General features: G+C 65.0%; 11 protein-coding genes and 3 pseudogenes. 7 read left to right on the top strand and 7 right to left on the bottom strand.

Annotation, left to right across the window (positions count from 1 at the left end):
- Window positions 1–9: 9 nt before the first annotated feature.
- Window positions 10–781: pseudogene (locus tag IPP91_19360) on the top strand (DUF2092 domain-containing protein).
- 10 nt (window positions 782–791) lie between these two features.
- Entirely contained in the window at window positions 792–1,286 is a 495-nt protein-coding gene (locus IPP91_19355) for a hypothetical protein (protein ID MBL0144198.1), read from the top strand.
- A 271-nt stretch (window positions 1,287–1,557) separates the two neighbouring features.
- On the opposite strand, the gene IPP91_19350 is transcribed toward IPP91_19355, so the two are convergent.
- From IPP91_19350 to IPP91_19325, 6 genes and pseudogenes are all read right to left on the bottom strand, one after another.
- Window positions 1,558–2,010, bottom strand: a complete 453-nt coding sequence (locus tag IPP91_19350; protein MBL0144197.1) for an SgcJ/EcaC family oxidoreductase — start codon at window positions 2,008–2,010, stop codon at window positions 1,558–1,560.
- Between the two features lie 383 nt (window positions 2,011–2,393).
- A complete protein-coding gene (locus tag IPP91_19345) occupies window positions 2,394–2,831 on the bottom strand; it encodes a hypothetical protein (GenBank protein ID MBL0144196.1) in 438 nt (145 codons plus the stop codon).
- Between the two features lie 113 nt (window positions 2,832–2,944).
- A complete protein-coding gene (gene leuD, locus IPP91_19340; protein ID MBL0144195.1) occupies window positions 2,945–3,547 on the bottom strand; it encodes a 3-isopropylmalate dehydratase small subunit in 603 nt (200 codons plus the stop codon).
- A gap of 4 nt (window positions 3,548–3,551) precedes the next feature.
- Window positions 3,552–4,961, bottom strand: a complete 1,410-nt coding sequence (gene leuC, locus IPP91_19335) for a 3-isopropylmalate dehydratase large subunit (protein ID MBL0144194.1) — start codon at window positions 4,959–4,961, stop codon at window positions 3,552–3,554.
- A 7-nt stretch (window positions 4,962–4,968) separates the two neighbouring features.
- Window positions 4,969–5,901, bottom strand: a pseudogene (locus IPP91_19330) (isocitrate lyase/PEP mutase family protein).
- Entirely contained in the window at window positions 5,901–6,881 is a 981-nt protein-coding gene (locus IPP91_19325; GenBank protein ID MBL0144193.1) for a tripartite tricarboxylate transporter substrate binding protein, read from the bottom strand. The pseudogene IPP91_19330 and the gene IPP91_19325 overlap by 1 nt, the downstream one beginning before the upstream one ends.
- Window positions 6,882–6,979: 98 nt before the next feature.
- Here IPP91_19325 and IPP91_19320 point away from each other — a divergent pair, with 98 nt between their 5' ends.
- From IPP91_19320 to IPP91_19305, 4 genes and pseudogenes are all read left to right on the top strand, one after another.
- Entirely contained in the window at window positions 6,980–7,702 is a 723-nt protein-coding gene (locus IPP91_19320; GenBank protein MBL0144192.1) for an SDR family oxidoreductase, read from the top strand.
- A 118-nt stretch (window positions 7,703–7,820) separates the two neighbouring features.
- Window positions 7,821–9,091: pseudogene (locus IPP91_19315) on the top strand (NAD(P)/FAD-dependent oxidoreductase).
- 183 nt (window positions 9,092–9,274) lie between these two features.
- Entirely contained in the window at window positions 9,275–9,619 is a 345-nt protein-coding gene (locus IPP91_19310) for a phosphate starvation-inducible protein (GenBank protein MBL0144191.1), read from the top strand.
- A gap of 152 nt (window positions 9,620–9,771) precedes the next feature.
- The gene (locus tag IPP91_19305) at window positions 9,772–10,890 is read left to right on the top strand and encodes a hypothetical protein (protein ID MBL0144190.1); all 1,119 of its coding nucleotides are present in this window, start codon (window positions 9,772–9,774) and stop codon (window positions 10,888–10,890) included.
- 44 nt (window positions 10,891–10,934) lie between these two features.
- Here IPP91_19305 and IPP91_19300 read toward each other — a convergent pair whose 3' ends face one another.
- Window positions 10,935–11,261, bottom strand: coding sequence for a TusE/DsrC/DsvC family sulfur relay protein (locus IPP91_19300; GenBank protein MBL0144189.1), 327 nt, complete (start codon window positions 11,259–11,261; stop codon window positions 10,935–10,937).
- Between the two features lie 182 nt (window positions 11,262–11,443).
- Between IPP91_19300 and IPP91_19295 the strand changes: the two genes are divergently transcribed.
- On the top strand, window positions 11,444–12,382 hold the full coding sequence (locus IPP91_19295; protein ID MBL0144188.1) for a sulfurtransferase: 939 nt from the start codon (window positions 11,444–11,446) through the stop codon (window positions 12,380–12,382).
- Window positions 12,383–12,417: the final 35 nt, after the last annotated feature.

Here is a 12,417-nt window from a genome sequence, read left to right as displayed (position 1 = left end):
GAGGTAACCATGCAACAAAGAGTACTCGTTCTCGTCCTGCTTGCGATTTCATGCGCGGCAGCAGGTACGTATGCGCAGACCCCACCGTCAGCTGGCGCCAAGTCCGCCGCGGGCGCGGTCGATCCGGCATCTGTCCAGGCCCTCAAGGACATGGGTTTCCACCTGCAGAAGCTCAGGCGCTTCAGCGTGTCCACGGAACTCACGGGTGAGCGGGTTCTGAAGGATGGCGAAAAGCTTCAGCATACCGCCAAGGCGGATCTGGACGTGGTACGCCCCTCGAAGCTGCGCGCCAGGATGTCCAGCGCCCGCGCCGATCGCCAGCTTTTCTTCTGACGGCAAGACGGTGACGCTCTATGCGCCCGCGCAGAAGTTCTATTCGACCGTCGAATTCGCCGGCTCGATCGGAGACCTGATCGGAAGGCTCGAGGAAAAGTACGGCATTGAGCTGCCGCTCGAGGATCTCTTCCGCTGGGGAACCCCCGGCGCTCCGCTCGACAAGATCGATTCGGCGATGAACGCCGGCCAGGATTTCATCGGGAAGGATCTTTGCGACCACTACGCCTTCCGTCAGGGCACCATCGACTGGCAGATCTGGATCACCACCGGGGACCAGCCGCTGCCGCGCAAGGTCGTGATCACGAACCGCGCCGACGAAGCCCGTCCGCAGTCGGTCTCGATGATCAGCTGGAACCTGAAGCCCGCGTTCAAGGACTCGACCTTCACGTTCACGCCGCCCCAGGGGGCGAAGAAGATCGACGTCATCGAGCGCAAGGCAAAGTAGAGGAGCGGACATGAAAACGTCAATGAGCAAACTGGTCCTGGCCTCGGCGGCCGCCGCCATGCTGGCGAGCTTCGTCATGGCACCCCTCGCGGAAGCGCAGCGCCGCGGCGGTGGGGGTGGGGGGGGTGGTGGGGCAGCCGGTGCGCGCGCCGGCGGGGATCGTGGCGCCAGCGACAGGCAGGGCGCGCAGGCCAACAACAGCAAGGCCGATGCGCGCACGAACGAGGTGCGCAACACCAGCGTCAACAACGTCAACGCACAGAAAAACGTTAACGTGAACGTGGACTGCACGGGTCGTTGCGGCGGCTGGGATCATCCGGTCGCAGCCGCGGCGGTGGTCGGCAGCGCGGTGGCCGTGACGGCTGCCGCGGTCGGCTCGATGGTGGCCACCGTGCCGGCCAATTGCGTTCCGGTCAATTATGGCGGCATGGTGTATCAGCAATGCGGTGGCACCTGGTATGCCCCGCAGGGATCGCAGTATACCGTCGTCAATCCGCCGTACTGATGCCGCAAGAGGTCCGGTAGCCCGCTCCGCGCCATTGGGCTGCATTGGCTTTGATTGGGCGCGATTGGTGGCAAGCGCTGCAAGTTTTTGATGGAACGAGTGAGGCGGCTTGCCCAGTCGGCGCCTGAGAACCAGGGGGTCGTGGGTTCGAATCCTGCCGGGCGCGCCAGAAACACGAATGGGCCGGTCGCAAGACTGGCCCATTTTCAATTGGCGGGCGCGGGAACCTCTGCGGGGACGATCCCTACACCCACGATTCGGCAAGGCGGACTCACTGCTTCGGCAAGACGTGAGGCGAAGAATGGTGATGCGCGATGAGCCATTCGCCACCGCGCTTCGTCACGAGCATGGTGTAGCGCGACGGCCGAGCCCACGCCTTGCCGTCAGTCGACCCGGTGAACTCGTAAAAGCCCGTGACGAGTACCGCGTCGTCGCCGAGCACAATCGTGTGCCTTTCCTGGATCGCGTTCTTGTTGCCACTTCCCTTCGACGCCGAGAAGTATTTCTTGATGGCCTCGGTTCCAATGGATATGACAGGACTCACGGTTCCCAGAAGAATGCCGTCAGGCGAATAAGTCCTTGCGATTGCCTCCGGGTCATTGGAACTGTATGCCGCCGACCAGCGGTCAAGGAGCGCATTTGCTTCCTCTTCCGAACCCGCGCACGCCGCCAATGGGGCAAGCGAGACTGCTACCAGAGCCAGAAGCCGAATGAGGTTGCTCATTTCTATTCTCCTTGGGTAGTAAGATCGGAATCGGTCGAGCATACGCCGAAAAAAGTGGGGGCATCATATCCATGTTTTGTGGGAGATTTGTCCGGGTCCTAGTTGTGCGGCAATTGGATGCGGGGGTCCTGATTGGACGAGATTTGGCGCGACGTTCTAAGTGACTGAATAGCAATGAAGTGGCGATGTTCACGAGCCGAAGGTATCAAGAGCTCCAACGGGAGCTGTTTGCGCCAACGTAGGTGCACACGGTCCATCCAGGCGGACCATCTGCGCTGGAGCGCACCGAACGCATCGCCGATGTTTTCATCGAAATGACGCAGCACAACGGAAAACCCGTGACGCCTTGTGATCACAATCACCGCTACCTGCCGGTGAAAGGTTCACCCGACGTATCTCGTTTCGACATTCATGTCGATGACGTCGGAATAGCGAGCTGTTCGATTTCCCGGCAGGTATTCGCAGACGAATGCGGAATGACCCACGCGTATACGGATAATGGATTCGCGCAAGGTTCCCAATGCGCAAGCGATGCCGAAGCAGATCGCGTAGATGGGAAAAGCCTTCTCCGCGGAATCGAGCGCCACTGCAAAGATCGCCACGAGGAAAGCGGCCGCGAATGCGGCGTAGGTCAGCCCCGTTGGTCCTTCGGTTCTAACACTTTGTGCAATGCCATCCGCCAGGGGCGACTGTTGGCAAGCGCTACAAGTGATTGATGTCAAGGGTTGACGGCTACCTCGACGAACCAGGGGATCGAGGTTCGAATCGTGACGGGCGCGCCATTTATTCAAGGGCTTGTCGAAAGACAGGCCCTTTGCCATCGGCGCGTTGCTACCCGATTGCGATATGCGGCAGAGCGTCGAGCAGGCGCCCCGGAAGGCGGATGTCGCGGCCGGCACGCAGTGATTGGGAAAATCACCCTCCGGCGTTGAGATCAGGTCGTCCCCACGAGCCAGGGCGTCTCCTCGCGCTGGCGCAACTCGTAGGCGGCGACTTCCTTCTCGTAGCGCAGCGTGAGGTCGATCTCGTCGACGCCCGCGAGCAGGCATTCCTTCCGGAAGGGATCGACCTCGAATCCAACGACGCATCCGTCCGGCAGTCGCAGCGTCTGCGACGGAAGGTCGATCGTGAGTTCGACGCCCGGGTTCGCCGTCAGGAGGGCGCGGATGGCCGCGACGCGCTCGTTCGGGAGCGTGATCGCCAGCACGCCGTTCTTGAAGGAGTTCTCGAGGAAGATGTCGCCGAACGAAGGCGCGATCCAGGCGCGCAGTCCCCGGCCGGCGAGGGCCCAGACAGCGGCTTCGCGCGAGGAGCCGCAGCCGAAGTTCTCGGCGGCGACCAGGATCTTCGCGTCGCGGTATCCGGGGCGGTCGAGCACGAAATCCGGCTCGCTCTCGCGCAGGTCGTGGAAGAGAAAGTTTTCGTAGCCGGCGGAGCGCGGCTTGCGCAGGAAGCGCGCGGGAACGATGCGGTCCGTATCGACGTTCACGATATCGAGCGGGACGGCGACGGCGGTGAGGCTGGTGAAGGGGTCCATGCGGCTACCCTTGCACGTTGGGACGGGAGATCAGCCTGCGCACATCGGTGATCCTGCCGGTGACCGCTGCGGCTGCGGCCATGGCGGGGCTCATCAGGTGCGTGCGCGCGCCCTTGCCCTGCCGGCCCTCGAAGTTGCGGTTGGAGGTCGAGGCGCAGCGCTGCCCCGCCTCCACCAGGTCGCCATTCATGCCGACGCACATCGAGCAACCGGCGTCGCGCCAGTCGAAGCCTGCCTCGAGAAAGACGCGGTCGAGCCCCTCGGCCTCGGCGGCGCGCTTCACGAGACCGGAGCCGGGCACCACCATCGCAGGCACCACGGCCTTGCGTCCGCGCACGACCTCGGCGGCCGCGCGAAGGTCCTCGAGGCGGCTGTTGGTGCACGAGCCGATGAACACGCGGTCGATCGCGAGGCCCGCGATCGGCTGGCCGGGTGCGAGGTCCATGTAAAGCAGCGCCTTCTCCATGCTGCCGCGCCGGGCTGCATCGCGTTGCTGCGAGGGATCCGGAACGACGCCCGTCACGCCGACCCCATGCTCGGGGCTCGTGCCCCAGGTGGCCATGGGCTCGATCGTGCTCGCATCGAGTGCAACCTCGCTGTCGAAGCGGGCATCGTCGTCGGAGGCGAGGGTTCGCCAGCGTGCCAGCGCGCGCTCCCAATCGGCGCCACGGGGCGAGTGGGGTCGGCCCAGCAGGTACCCGAAGGTCGTGTCGTCCGGCGCGACGAGACCGGCGCGCGCTCCCGCCTCGATCGACATGTTGCAGATGGTCATGCGCGCTTCCATGGAGAGCGAGCGGATCGCGCGGCCGGCGTACTCCAGCGTGTGGCCCGCTCCGCCGAACGCGCCGATCTGCGCGATCAGCGCGAGGATGATGTCCTTGGCGTGAACGCCGGGAGAGAGTGTGCCGTCGACGTTCACGCGCATCGCCTTCGACCGAGCCTGCCAGAGCGCCTGTGTCGCCAGCACGTGCGCGACCTCGGAGGCGCCGATGCCGAAGGCCAGTGCCCCGAGCGCTCCATGGGTCGAGGTGTGGGAGTCGCCGCACACCAGCGTGATGCCGGGCTGCGTGATGCCCTGTTCCGGCCCGATCACATGCGCGATGCCCTGGCGTTCGTCGCCCACCGGAAAGATCGCGATGCGGGCTGCCGCCGCATTGGCGGCGAGCGTCTCGACCTTTTCGCGCAGTTCCGGGTGCTCGATGGGGTTGCGGTTGCGAGTCGGCACGTAGTGATCCGGTGTCGCGAACGCCGCATCGGGGCGCCGCACCTTCCGCCCGGCATGGCGTAGCGCCTCGAACGCATGAAAGCTGCCGTCGTGCAGGAGGTGGCGGTCGATGTAGAGGAGGGTGCGCCCCCCCGGGCCGCTTGCGACCGCGTGGGCGTTCCAGATCTTCTCGTAGAGCGTGAGACCCATTCGCCGGCTATCGGGGAACGTGCCCCACGGAGTGCGCATACTTCTTCATGGCGTCCTCGCCCAGGTACTCCCTTTTCCCAGGCACGTACCTGGTCGAAGCCCGCGAAGGTATGCAGGTCGCCCAGGGGTGCTTCCGGAAACCCTCCATGAAACGGGTTTCGGCGACAGGGCCCTCGGCGTGCATCTGCGCCGCGAGGTCGTGCATGGCTCCCAGCGCCGAGCGCAGCATCGCATTGGGCGAGATGCAGACGGCGATACCCATCGCGCGCAGTTCGTCCAGGGTGAAGCGCGGCGAGACCCCCGTCATGTTGTAGAAGACCGGCCCTTTCACTTCCCTGCAGATGCGCTGCACTTCCTCGGCGGAAGTGGGTCCTTCGATGAATCCCAGGTCCGCGCCCGCGTCCAGGTAGGCGTTGACCCGGCGAATGGCGTCGTCGAGCGAGCCGCCGGACGCGCCGCGCGCATCGGTGCGGGCGATGAGCACGAAATCCGGATCGAGCCCGTCGCGCGTGTCCGCCGCCGCCCGGATCTTTCCCACGGCTTCTTCCATCGGGATGACGAGGCGCCCGGCCACGTGGCCGCAGCGCTTCGGGCTCACCTGGTCCTCCAGGTGGATCCCCGCCACCCCGGCCGCGACGTATTCGAGAACCGTGCGGATGACGTTGATTGCATTGCCGAACCCGGTGTCCGCATCGGCGATCAGAGGGATCCCGACGGCGGAAGCGATGTAGCGCGCATTGGCCACCATCTCGCTCATCGTCGTGAGGCCCACGTCGGGGAGCCCCGTGAGCGCGAGGGAAGTGCCGTAGCCCGTCATGTAGATCGCGCCGAAGCCGGCGTTCTCGAGCACTTTCGCGCTCATGGCGTTGTAGCAGCCGGGCACGTAGAGGGTCGGGCCGCGGCCGATCAGCTCGCGCAATTGCGTGGTGGCGCGCTTCATCAGTCCACCTTCGCGCCGGACGCCTTAAGGACTTTTGTCCAGGTCTGCTGCTCGGTCTCGAGGAGCTTGCGGAATTCACCCGGCGTATTGCCGACGGTCTCGGCGCCGAGCTTCTGGAATCGTTCCTTCACCTCCGGCGAGTTGAGCGCCCTGGCCGCCGCCGCATGCAGCTTGGCGATGACATCCTTGGGCGTCCCGGCCGGGGCGAGGATTCCATACCAGGTATCGGAGGCATAGCCCTTCACCACTTCGCCGAGCAGCGGGATCTCCGGGTTGCTCTGCGCCCTCTTGCTGCTCGTGAGCCCGATCGGTGTCAGGCGCCCGGCCTTGATGAGCGGCTGCAGGGGAAGGAGGCCATCCATGGCGAGTTGCACCTGGCCCGAAAGCACGTCCTGGCGCGCCTGAGTCGAGCCCTTGTAGGGCACATGCACCACCTTGATGTCGGCCATCGAGAGGAACAGCTCCATGTTCAGGTGCGTGGCCGACCCCGCTCCGGCGGAACCGTAGTTGAGCTTGCCGGGGTATTTTTTGGCGTAGTCGATGAGTTCCTGCGGCGTCTTCACCGGCACGGACGGATGCGCCACGATGATCTGGTGCGTGTTGGCCATCACCGTGATCGGCTCGAAGCCGTTGATCGGGTCGTAGGTCTTCTTGTCGGCGTGTATCAACGGGTTGATGACGTGCGAGGGGCTCACCGCGAGCAGGGTGTAGCCATCCGCGGGCGCCGCGGCCACGAGCTCGGTGCCCACCAGGCCGCCGGCGCCGGGCTTGTTTTCAATCACCACGGGCTGTCCCAGTTCCTTCGAGATTGCTTCGCCGACGGTGCGCGCGAGCGTGTCGCCCGTGCCGCCCGCCGAGAGCGGCACGATCAGCTTGATGGCCTTGTTCGGGTAGGACTGGGCGGTGGCCAGGGTCGGGCAGGACAAGGCGAGCGCCAGAGGCAGGGTGAACAGGATTCGACCAGTTGACGCAATCTTCACGAGCGGCTCCTTGAGCGGGTTGCGGTGCGTTTGGGTGACAATACTACTTTCCCGCCGGCGCTCCGAACAGCGCGCGGCCCTGCGAGAAGGAACTTCAGATGAAGGATTGCGTGCTCATCACCGGTGCCAGCCAGGGCATTGGCCGCGCGGCGGCCACGCGGCTGGCCGCGGACGGCTTCGACGTCGTCACGCTCGATCGCGAGCCGCCGCGGGCGCCGCTGCCCGCCGAGACATTCATCGAGGTGGACCTCGCGAGCGAAGAGGCGACGCGGGAGGCCCTGGCGCGCGCGATGCGGAACCGGCCGATCACCCGCCTCGTCAACAACGTCGGCACGGTTAGACCGGGCACGCTGGAGGAGGCGACGAGCGCGGACCTGGCCGCGGTGGTGAGCCTCAACCTGCGCTGCTCGATGCAATGCGTCCAGGCGCTCCTTCCGGCCATGAAGGCAGCGCGCTTCGGGCGCATCGTGAACATTTCCTCGCGCGCCGCACTCGGGAAGGAATTGCGCACCGTCTACGCTGCCGCCAAGGCGGGCATTCACGGCATGACGAAGACCTGGGCGCTGGAGCTGGCGCCGCACGGCATTACCGTGAACGCCGTGGGCCCGGGCCCCATCGGGACCGAACTTTTCCACCGCGTGAATCCAGCCGATTCGCCGCGCACGCGTGCGATAATCGATGGCATTCCGATCAAGCGGCTGGGCGCGCCGGAGGATGTGGCGCATGCCGTGGCCTCGCTCCTCGACGAGAGGGCGGGTTTCATCACCGGGCAGGTACTCTACGTTTGCGGGGGCATGACGGTGGGAAATGCCGGGGCCTGAGCTGGCCCGGGCAGCCGGCGCCCGGTTTTGCGCCGGGCTTGATCCAGTTCACGCGCGCCCGGTCGGGCGGTTCTGCGTTGGTCCAGGAGCGAATTGAGACAGGAAAGGACGGTCGATCATGTCAAATATCGTCATCATCGGTGCGGGGCTCGGCGGCATGCCGATGGCCTACGAAATGCAGGAACAGCTTCGCGCAGGCGACAAGCTGACGGTCGTCGGCAACGGCCCGAACTTTCACTTCGTGCCATCCAACCCCTGGGTGGCGGTGCGTTGGCGCAAGCGGGACGATATCGAATTTCCGGCCGCGCCCCACCTCGGGAAGAAGGGCATCGCCTTCAACCCGTCGGGCGCGAAGCGCGTGCATCCCGACCGGAACCAGGTCGAGCTCGGCGACGGCACCTTCCTGGACTACGACTTTCTGATCATCGCCACGGGCCCGAAGCTCGCGTTCGACGAGATCGAGGGGTTCGGGCCGGAGGGCCACACGCAGTCGATCTGCAACGTCGATCACGCGGCGCACGCGGCGGACGCGTGGGACGCTTTCGTCAAGGAGCCGGGCCCGATCGTGGTCGGCGCGGTGCAGGGCGCGTCGTGCTTCGGGCCCGCCTACGAGTTCGCCTTCATCATGGACACCGAGCTGCGCAAGCGAAGCTGCGCGACCGCGTGCCGATGACCTACGTCACGTCCGAGCCCTACATCGGGCATCTCGGCCTCGGCGGCGTGGGCGACTCCAGGACGATGCTCGAGTCGGCGATGCGTGACAAGCACATCAAGTGGATCTGCAACGCCAAGGTGACGAAGGTCGAGGCCGGCACCATGCACGTGATGGAGCATGACGAGGAGGGCAAGCCGAAGAAGGAGCATGCGCTGCCGTTCAAGTACTCGATGATGCTGCCCGCGTTCAAGGGGATCGATGCGGTGTTCGGCATCGAGGGCCTCACCAATCCGCGCGGCATGATCCTCATCGACGCGAACCAGCGCAACCCGAAGTACAAGAACATCTACGCGGTCGGCGTCTGCGTGGCCATTCCTCCCGTCGAGCCGACGCCGGTTCCGACCGGCGCGCCCAAGACCGGCTTCATGATCGAGTCGATGGTCACGGCGACCGCGCACAACATCCGCGCCGAGCTCGACGGCAAGGCCCCGGCCGAGAAGGCGACGTGGAATGCCGTGTGCCTGGCCGATATGGGCAACACGGGCATCGCGTTCGTGGCACTGCCGCAGATCCCGCCGCGAAACGTCAACTGGTTCTCCGAGGGCAAGTGGGTCCACCTGGCCAAGATCGCCTTCGAGAAGTACTTCATCCGCAAGATGAAGAACGGGACGTCGGAGCCGTTCTACGAGAAGTACGTGATGAACATGCTGGGCATCACCAAGCTCAAGAAATAACCGCCTTCCCGACCACCCTGACCGCTGCCGGGACGGCGAGACGCAATCGAATTTCGGGTTTTTGCGAGCCGGGTTTCTGCCGGGCCGCCGTGCCGCGCTTCGGGTCTGATGGCGCCACCCGATGACCGAAGGCGCCGGCGGCGTCCTTCCTCCATCGGGGCCCATCGACCTGAGGAGGTGCCCATGAAAACCGTTCTGCGTTACGCAGTGGCTTGTGCCGTCATGTCCGTCGTCTTCGCATCACCCGCTCTTGCCATCGAGCAACTCATCAAGCCGTCGCCTGGCCTGACCCGGGCGGAAGCCTGTGCCCAGGAGGCCAAGGGCCGCAAGGGCGAGGAGCACGACCGGTTCATGAACCGTTGCCTGAAGGACGGCGTTGCGGTCACCAGGACCGTGAACGAGGCGCAATACGACGTCGGCGCCCACAAGCAACAGAACAGGATGAAGACCTGCAACCAGCAGGCCGGGAAGAAGGATCTGCACGGCGACGAGCGCCGCTCCTTCATGAGCACTTGCCTGAAGGGCTGAGTGCCGGCACGCTGCGGATTGCGGTCGAGCCAATGGGGGGCGTGTTCGCGAACACGTCCCCGAACGCTCGTCTTCAAGGAGCGCATGAGATGAATGTCACGCAACGCGGCGCCGCGATTGCATGGACCGCCGCCGTGGCGGCCTGGCTGGGCATGGGCCAGGCTTTCATCCATGGCACGGCGCACGCGCAAGGCCGTACCGTCGAGGCGCCAAAGTTCGAGGTCGACCCGCTCTGGCCAAAGCCGCTGCCCGATCACTGGGTGCTCGGCATGGCGATCGGCCTGTGGGTCGACGATCAGGACCATGTCTGGGTGCTTCACCGTGGCGGCCAGACGCTGCACAGCAACGAGCGCGCGCTCGAACTCAAGGTTGGCGAGTGCTGCAGGCCGGCACCTCCCGTTCTCGACTTCGACGCGTCGGGCAACCTCGTGCGCTCGTGGGGCGGCCCGGGAAAGGGCTACGACTGGCCGCAATCCCTGCACGGCCTGCACGTCGACTACCGGGGCAATGTCTGGATCGGCGGCAATGGCGATCGCGATGGTCACATCCTCAAGTTCACGAAAGAGGGCAAGTTCCTGATGCAGGTCGGCAGGCCGGGCGCAGGCAAGGGCAGCAACGATGCCGCCAGCTTCGGGCGCGTGGCCAAGATCTGGGTGGATCCGAAGACGAACGAGGCCTATGTCGCCGACGGCTACCGGAACAGGCGCGTCGCGGTGCTCGACGCCGACACCGGAAAGTTGAAGCGGTACTGGGGTGCCTACGGGAACAGGCCCGACGATGCCGGCCTCGGCAAGTACGATCCCGCCGCGCCCCTTCCGAGGCAGTTCCGCACCCCCGTCCATTGCGTCGAGCGCGCGAACGACGGGCTCGTCTACGTCTGCGACCGGCAGGCGGACCGCGTTCAGGTCTTCAAGCCCGACGGCACTTTCGTGAAGGAAGCGCAGTTCGCGAGGAACACGCTGGGCTCGGGCTCGGCGTGGGATCTCGCCTTCTCGAAGGATCCGCAGCAGAAGTACCTCTACCTCGCCGACGGGACGAACGAGGTGGTGCGCGTGGTGCTGCGGGAGACCCTGCAGGAAGTCACGACCTTCGGCGACGGCGGTCGCCAGCCGGGCCAGTTCTACGGCGTGCACAGCATCGCCACGGACTCGAAGGGCAACATCTACACGGCGGAAACCTACGAGGGCAAGCGCCTGCAGAAGTTCGTGCTGAAGGGCATGGCGCAGGTCACGGCCGGCAACCAGGGTACCGTCTGGCCGTCAGGAAAGTAGGCCGCAACCGATCCGTGGACGTGTTCGCGAACACGTCCCGGAAGTCATCCCGTGCTCCAGGCGCGCGGGCGTCTCATTCCGGCGATCCTGCAGGCCTGTCCGGGATAGCCGTACGGAAACAGCTCGAAGAGCTTGTTGCGCGCGCCCGGTCCGAGGCGCTCGACCAGGTGCCAGATCACGAAGCGCGCGTCGGGCGTGAGCTGGTGCTCCTCCCAGTAGCTGCGCATGAACCGGATGGCATCCCAGTGGTCCGGACCGAGTTCGATGCGTTCCTTGAGCGCAAGGGCGACCGCGACTTCCTCGGTCCATTCACGCGGCTCGATGAGGTAGCCCTCGGCATCCAGAAGCGGCATGTGGAATGCATCTTTCATGGGCCGGATTCTAGCGCAAAACCGGGCTTTTGCAATAGGTCCATGGCCCGAAGGGCCAACACTCTTTCCCTTGCCCGAAGCGCCTTTGACCACGCGCATTTCGCCCTGCGGTGCCGGACGGTATCCTTGCAACTGCACGCATCGGGGCACCTTCCCGGCAATCGACAGTCAAGGAGAAGCACATGAAGATCTGGTTCACTCGTTCCGTTGCCCGGCTGGGCATCGGGCTGCTGCTGGCTTTCGGAATGGCGGGCGCTGCCCTTGCGGCCGACCCGCTGGTCGACTCCAAGTGGGTCATCGCCAACGTGGGCAAGCCCGGAATCGTCATCGTCGACTTCCAGTCGTCGAAGGACTACATGGAGGCGCACATCCCGGGCGCGGTCAACACCAACTACGGGAAGGATGGCTGGAGAGTCGAGCGCAAGTCGGACAAGGTTCCCGACATGTTCCCGGAGGACATCAAGCCCCTGGTCGCGATGATCGGCACCAAGCTCGGCATCGACAACAACACCCACGTGGTGCTGGTACCGCAGGGCAATACCACCCTCGACGTCGGCCAGGCCACGCGCGTCTACTGGACGTTCAAGGTGCTCGGGCACGACAACGTCTCGATCCTCAACGGCGGCATGGGCACCTACACGGAAGACGAAAAGGCCCCGCTGCAGCAAGGCATCGTCAAGGCGACGCCCAGGACCTTCAAGGCGAATCTGCGCAAGGAAATGCTCGTCACGATGGCCGACGTGAAGAAGGCGCGCGTGGCCGGCGTCCTCCTCGTGGACAGTCGTCCCGAGGACCAGTACGTCGGCATCGCCCGGCATCCGAAGGCGACGATGAGCGGCACCATCGCCGGCGCGAAGAACCTGCCGAACCAGTGGATGACCGTGAACGGCGGTGGCGAGTTCCGCAGCAAGGCGCAGCTCGAGACGCTCTACAAGTACGCTGGCGTGCCCATGACCGGCGAGCAGATCAGCTTCTGCAACACCGGCCACTGGGCTTCCGTGAGCTGGTTCGTTTCCAGCGAGCTGATCGGCAACAAGCAGACGAAGCTCTATGACGGTTCCATGGTGGAGTACACCATGCTCAAGGGCGAAGGCATCGAGGCGAAGGTGAAGCTGAACTAGCCTGCGCTTGCCTGAGGATGTACAACGGGGGCGTG

This window comes from Betaproteobacteria bacterium (assembly GCA_016720855.1).
Classification (GTDB): Bacteria; Pseudomonadota; Gammaproteobacteria; order Burkholderiales; family Usitatibacteraceae; genus FEB-7.
This window is presented reverse-complemented; position numbering and strand designations above follow the sequence as displayed.